Source organism: Mycobacterium persicum, assembly GCF_002086675.1.
Lineage (GTDB): Bacteria > Actinomycetota > Actinomycetes > Mycobacteriales > Mycobacteriaceae > Mycobacterium > Mycobacterium persicum.
In genome coordinates this window covers 1-272 of sequence record NZ_MVIF01000346.1, presented here as the reverse complement: position 1 = coordinate 272, position 272 = coordinate 1, and the positions used below count along the sequence as shown (strand labels likewise).

Annotated in this window: 1 protein-coding gene; it reads right to left on the bottom strand. The window is 75.4% G+C overall.

Annotation, left to right across the window (positions count from 1 at the left end):
• The coding region (locus tag BST40_RS28705; protein WP_425270718.1) for a hypothetical protein at positions 1-271 on the bottom strand (271 nt) is incomplete at its 3' end.
• Position 272: the final 1 nt, after the last annotated feature.

The following is a 272-nucleotide window of genomic DNA, read 5'->3' as shown; positions in this document are numbered from 1 at the left end:
CGCCGCCCGCCCCGCCGTTACCGGATCCGCTTGCGACCCCACCAGGGCCGCCGTTACCACCAAAGCCCAAGAACAGGGCGTTGCCACCTGCTCCACCGGCCCCGCCGCCGGTGCCGCCGGCCCCCCCGGCACCGCCGTTACCCCACAACCACCCTCCGGTGCCGCCTCTGCCGCCAGACGCGCCGGCACCCCCGACGCCGCCCGCCCCGCCGTTACCGGATCCGCTTGCGACCCCACCAGGGCCGCCGTTACCACCAAAGCCCAAGAACAGG